The following is a 6055-nucleotide window of genomic DNA, read 5'->3' as shown; positions in this document are numbered from 1 at the left end:
GGCATCCTGAGTATAACTTCTTTAACAGGATTTGCGGCAATCTCTCCTTTTTCTTTTGCATTTTTAAAATCTGCTGTTTCTACAAGTCCCTTGCGCATCCATAGTCCAAATAGCCCAACCAAAAAACCAAAAAGAAAAGGTACTCGCCAACCCCAGTCATTTATTACGGTGGCGTCAAATAGTCCATGTGCGATTGTTGCGACGAATGAGCCTAGTAGAACTCCTCCTACAGCGCCCATAAAGGAGAAACTTCCCAGAAAACCGCGTTTAGATGGAGGGGCAACTTCCGTCATATAAGAAACTGAACCTATCAGCTCACCTCCTACAGAAAATCCTTGAACTAACCTTATGATTATCAGCAGTATTGGCGCGAGAATACCAACATCAGAATATGTGGGAAGAAGTCCGAGTAAAGTCGTTGGAACAACCATTATCATCACTGAAAGCTGAAGTGCATACTTTCGTCCTATCCTATCACCTAGATGGCCGAACACTATGCCTCCAAGCGGCCTTACAAGGTATCCAGCCGCAAATACGCCAAAGGCATTTATTAGTGACGCAATTGGGTCTTCTGATGGAAAAAACTTCTCAGCAATAATTGGGGCGAAGTAGCCAAATACTGCAAAGTCGTACCATTCAAGCACATTTCCTATGATGCCGCCTATAGTGTTTCTCAGGGTGACTTTAGAATTCTTAGTACCAGTTGCCAATAAAATCTCCTAACTGCTTTTGCTATATATCAATATTCTGAACGAATAAAAATGTCAGTGTTAGCAGGTTTGTCAATGTTTACTATTAAAAAGAAGGGTCGATCAGACGTGCGGGCTGGGCTCCCGGATTGGGCGCCATCATATTACAACCACTTTTGTGATCACTTTTAAAGGATTATCTCTAGTTTCTGTCCTTCTAACTGTTCTATTCTTTAAATATGCTAGCTGAAGAAGAATCAGAATTTATTCATGCTATAATACATGTAACCATATTAATTTTTTATAATTTGTATCCTAATTCAATTTAGATAAAATCAAAATAATCTAACAAGCGAGGTATACATGAATACTCTAGAACTGATATCGTTTATTCTTATCCTAGGAGCTGCTGTGTTAGGTGGATACTATCCGCTTACCAAAAGAGAGCAAGTTCAAAGCGGCATGAGATTCGAACATGGTGAGTCATTCACGAGCGGCGTATTCCTAGCGTTGTCTCTATTTATTATGCTCCCTGCAGGTTTTCATCTATTTGGAAAAGCAACTCCTAATTTTGTCATTCCCCTTGCTCCCGTTGTTGGAGTGATTGCCTTTATGTTCCTGCTTGCAATTGAGCATATAACTGAGGCATCAAGAGATAAACAAAGCGGTGGCTTGTCCTCACCCTCAATACCCATAATAATGACAATTATGATTTCATTTCCTTCCTTTATGTTAGGTACTGCTCTTGGAATAAGTGACACGGAAACGGCTATTTTTATTCTAATAGCTGTGTTGGCACATAAGAGTTCTGCAGGTTTTGGTCTAGCATTAAATATGGTGACCAGTAAGCTGAGTAAATATCAGTGTTATCTGCTCTATGGATTATTTGCGATAGCTACGCCTCTTGGCATAGTAGCAGGGGCAGAAGCTCGTCAATTTCTAGGTAGTGAATCTCTGCTATTAGTAAAGGCAATAACTCTATCATTTGCCTCTGGTGTATTTTTGTACCTAGCAACAATACATAACTTCGGAAAGGCTCCGTTAATCACGCACTGCTCTAAAGCAAGGTGTTTCGTAATTATGTTAATAGGCTTAATAATTACATTAGGAGTAAAAGCAATTCTTGATTTAGGTCACGCAGGTTAAGCAGGCACCACTTATTTTTTCTATCTTAACTTTAGATTGAATTTAAACATCTTCTAGAACAGATAGTGGTATACCCTGATCAAAATCAAATAAGTTATTAGGATCGTATTTTTTGTTGACTCTAATCAAGCGTGGCAGATTAGAGCTATGATATGCGAAATCCCAGTTCTCTAGCGTAGGATCTATAAAATTGTTATAAGCAAAGCCGTTAAATGAAGAATCTAATAGACTAAATAGTTCCTGCAACCAATCTGTGCTGGCATCAATAATTGACTGTGAATCACCTGGATGCCAGGAGGCGCAGCTCTCTACCACAAAATCTGCTGTCCGATGGAAAAATGCGGTATCACTCGGATCCACAGCGCTATAGCCTTCGCCAAAAGCAAATATTTTAAACTCTGCAAGCCTAGAGTCTGTTGGCCACTTAGAGAGATGATTAATTAAAGTTGATACTGCTGATTCAGATAGTTTTCCTTCAATAAATGCAGACTTAGTTAAAAAGGCATTGGGTCCGCCATGTTCTTCAAGGAAAAGCTGAGCTTCAAAGAAGCTTAATTCCTCGATTGTGGATGATATGGGCTCCGCAGCAGAAAAGGCAGGATCTAATAATTCCCTTAGATCTTCAGCTGAACCATAGTACTGCCCAGTGGCTGTAAACTTAATATTCTGAGATCCGGGCAGAGAACCTTCTTCACTTATGCTAATAGCTAATTTCAAAGAAAACTCATCAGACGCCGATAAAGAAATATCTTGCATAGCGAGCCAGACAGATCCTATATCTGTTTGGTCCCAGCTTATTTCATATACCGAAACATCGCCAACCTCATGGGCCTGGATTTGAAATCCTGTGTGGATTCCAAAATTTCCGCCTCCACTACCTCTGGCAGCCCAAAAAAGATCGGAATTTTCATTATCATTGCAGTTCAAAATCTCACCACTTGCAGTAACTATCTGCGTCTGAACGAGGTTATCGCTGGTAAGTCCAAATCTTCTTCCATTAAATCCGATTCCTCCTCCAAGAAGTAAGCCTGCAAGTCCTACAGTAGCGCAAGTTCCCACAGGAATCATAAATCCCGAAGGGGTTATGTCTGCTACTAAGTTTCCAAGTAATGTGCCGCCTCCGACATTAAGAATTCCGGTCGATTTATTGAGTTCAATTGAATTTAAGGAGGTCATATCTATTTGAAGGCCTGATGTCGATGAATAAGCAGCGTAGCTGTGGTTTCCAGAACGAGCGGCAAAAGGAAGGTTATGCTCTTGAACGAACTGGATGCATTTCTGTACATCAGCTTCGTTAGCTGCTATCACAATACCCTGAGGCAAAATGCTAACGAAGGCTAAGTTGTGAGGCAGTGCCAACTGGGCAAATATATCATCTCCGGGCCTAAGAAGCATACCTGTTAAGCTATCTGCAAATTGACGCCACGCAGCTTCAGATGGGCCATTTATGCTCGAGCTGCTGTCACAACCCGAAAGCAATCCTAATTGGGAAGCAATACCTAAACCCAGAGCAGTTTTACTAGTTTTACTTATGAACTCTCTGCGGTTAAATTTCTTCATTTTTTAAGTATTCCTCCACCAATATTTAATATAGCTAAGATTGATTTTTGCTATTCAGGAACAATTCTGAGCTGCTGCATCATTCCTATATCCTCATGCGTAAGAATATGACAATGCATAACAAAATCACCAAATGTGATTGGGTTAAAATATGTGATATATGATATAGATCCCTGATTATCTACAATGTTTCCACCGTTGCTAGTGTCAGCGGCGGGTATAAGCATCGTGTCGCGCCACTCAGGCTGATCTAATTCCACCCCGTTTACGTGTGTAACAAGATAAGGATTTTGGTGAATATGAAAAGGATGGTCAGAATTGGTTCTGTTATATATAGTCCATCTCTCAAAGGTGTTTGTTACCATAGCCTCATCACCTACAAATAATGGACTGCCTGAAGTAAAGAGTCCTTCCTTTTGAAATATAAATGATGGGCCATCCGGATCAGGGTTAGCTGTACCCATATCGTTATCATCTCTTATCATCATTAAGTGCAGGAATTCACCGCCCCAATAATCATCATCATATATGTCAAAATAGTATTCGCATACACCGTTAACTTTTTCATTTAAAGTATCCTGGGTGCCGGGGGCACATAGCTCCATAGAAAGGTCTCTCTCATTTGCCAGATCAGCATTTAGCATTTCATTCATGCTTGGCAGTCCACGAGGTGCTGGCAAAGAACCAGAAGGCAGCTCCATATTTGCAGGTTCGCCAGAAATTACGATAGTTGCCAGAGTCAGAGGGTAGGTCGGACCGGGAAAATCCCTCCCAATTCTTGCCCTTCTAGGGGCTGGTTCAACATCTGAAATATTAGATACAGATCTGTCATCAGTTGGGTCCAGAGCTTGAAGTAGATATGTTCCTGGTTCTCCAGCTTTAACCATTACATCAAGCCTGTTGCCTGCTCCCATAACAGCTCCCTCTCCGGAATCAAGCACTATGACCTCGGAAGTATTTAGCCCATCTTGTGCAACTATATTAAAACTATGTCCTTCAAGGGCAGGCACTAATGTTATGCCTGATGCGGCATTTAGAATGCGCCAGCGCTGAACCTCTCCGGGTTTCATCCTTAGAGTAGGATTTACTACTCCATTTACTGTCATATATAAGTTTGTATCCTGAAAAAACTGCCAGAGGCTAGGAATTGTTACTCCCATTTCAGCGTTTTGTGAGAAAGCTATTGCCTCGGGGTTTACAAAAGGAACCTGACCTGTTTCATCAGTTCTAATTGCGCTGATACCCATAACTACTTCCTTGGCTGCAGCGATCTCAGGAATTTGCTTTAATCCGCAGTCCTCATCATCAATAATTAAAAAGCCAATCATGCCACCAAAGAACTGAAAGCTCACTGCTCCATGCTTGTGAGGGTGGTACCAGAATGTGCCACAGGCATGATCATCGGGAATTTCGATCTGCACGCTATTTGTTGTGCCAGGCTCCATTCTTCTAAGCACATTGTCTGAAATTCCCAAAGGAGATACAGTTAGACCGTGCGTGTGAAAGTTAGTAGTGAAGCGTTTATGCGGAAAAGCACCAGAAGTTCCGGTTCTTGTATCTTCAGGGTTGGCGGGCAGGTTGTTGATCAAATCAAATTCTATCGTGTCACCAGGTTTTACACTCAAAGTCGGACCTATAAGACCGCCTTCATAAGTAGCTGTTTCAACTGTATCCATCTCCCCAGTAGTTATGTTTTCAACAAAATTAACTGATATGAGAGTTTCAATGATCGTACTTAGTGTTCCATTTTGGGACTTTCTTACTTCAGGTTCGGGGAAAATATCACCTTGGGAATCATTACTATTACAGCCACTTATGTTCATAAATGCAATTAAGCAAATACCAAATAATATAACGAAGGCAATCTGTAGTTTTTTGAGATTCATCCTTAGCTCCTTAATAACCAAAAAGATATTTAATATCTGTACATGAGATAATCTTATAACATTCGATTCAATGAAGAAGATTATGTATAGATATATTTTAGATTGTATAGATATGTCAATCTAACAATATCTATGATAATAAGTATGACTAAAAATTTCAAATATTATTTTGCTGGATTATAATCCTATCAAACATTTTTTATGATAAGATGTCCGAGGAGACATTCAAACTACTAAGACTTAGTCATATATAGATTTCTTGTTGCGTAATGCTAAAAGTTAATAAAAGAAAAATATAATGGGCGATAATTTTACAGAGCATCAGCAAAAGTGGGCATTTAGACTCTCGTTTGCGGTAATAATTTTAAGCTGGCTGTCCATTAAAATCTCTATGCCCGCTCTGCCAAAGCTCTCAGAGGTCTTTGACAGCTCAACTCAAGGGGTTCAGCTCTCGGTTACAATTTTCTTTGTCTTTTTTGCTCTCTCTCAACCAATCTGGGGCGGGATTGGTCAAAAAATCGGGTGCAGGCCGACTTTGCTGATCGGAGTAATAATAAGCATTATCGGCTCACTGATAGCGATGCTTGCTTTTGATTTGCCATCTTATATAGTGGGGCGATCACTCGAAGGGCTGGGAATGGGAAGCGCTTCACCGATTGCCAGAACAATCCTAACCCAAGTGTTTGACCGAAAGAATCTGGCGAAATCGATGGGAACTATAAGCGGCGTTGCATCAACTATGCCGGCTGTGGCCCCGATAATTGGAGGTTACTT

At 40.7% G+C, this 6055-nt stretch carries 5 protein-coding genes; 2 read left to right on the top strand and 3 right to left on the bottom strand.

All coding sequences use genetic code 11. The features are described 5' to 3' along the window. A partial coding sequence (locus AAF462_09475; protein ID MEM7009348.1) for an MFS transporter occupies nucleotides 1-710 on the bottom strand: 710 nt, incomplete at its 3' end. 342 nt (nucleotides 711-1052) lie between these two features. Here AAF462_09475 and AAF462_09470 point away from each other — a divergent pair. Then, on the top strand, nucleotides 1053-1835 hold the full coding sequence (locus tag AAF462_09470) for a ZIP family metal transporter (GenBank protein MEM7009347.1): 783 nt from the start codon (nucleotides 1053-1055) through the stop codon (nucleotides 1833-1835). A 42-nt stretch (nucleotides 1836-1877) separates the two neighbouring features. Here AAF462_09470 and AAF462_09465 read toward each other — a convergent pair whose 3' ends face one another. After that, complete coding sequence (locus AAF462_09465) at nucleotides 1878-3395, bottom strand: FAD-binding oxidoreductase (protein MEM7009346.1); 1518 nt, start codon at nucleotides 3393-3395, stop codon at nucleotides 1878-1880. 50 nt (nucleotides 3396-3445) lie between these two features. Next, nucleotides 3446-5281 (bottom strand): multicopper oxidase family protein, encoded by a 1836-nt coding sequence (locus AAF462_09460; GenBank protein ID MEM7009345.1) that lies wholly within the window; start codon nucleotides 5279-5281, stop codon nucleotides 3446-3448. 298 nt (nucleotides 5282-5579) lie between these two features. On the opposite strand from AAF462_09460, the gene AAF462_09455 reads away from it, so the two are divergent. After that, nucleotides 5580-6055: MFS transporter (locus AAF462_09455; GenBank protein MEM7009344.1), on the top strand; the 476-nt coding region annotated here is incomplete at its 3' end.

The organism is Thermodesulfobacteriota bacterium, assembly GCA_039028315.1.
Classification (GTDB): Bacteria; Desulfobacterota_D; UBA1144; order Nemesobacterales; family UBA2774; genus CR02bin9.
Note: the sequence above shows the minus strand (reverse complement) of the source record. Positions and strands in the feature narration are given on the sequence as shown.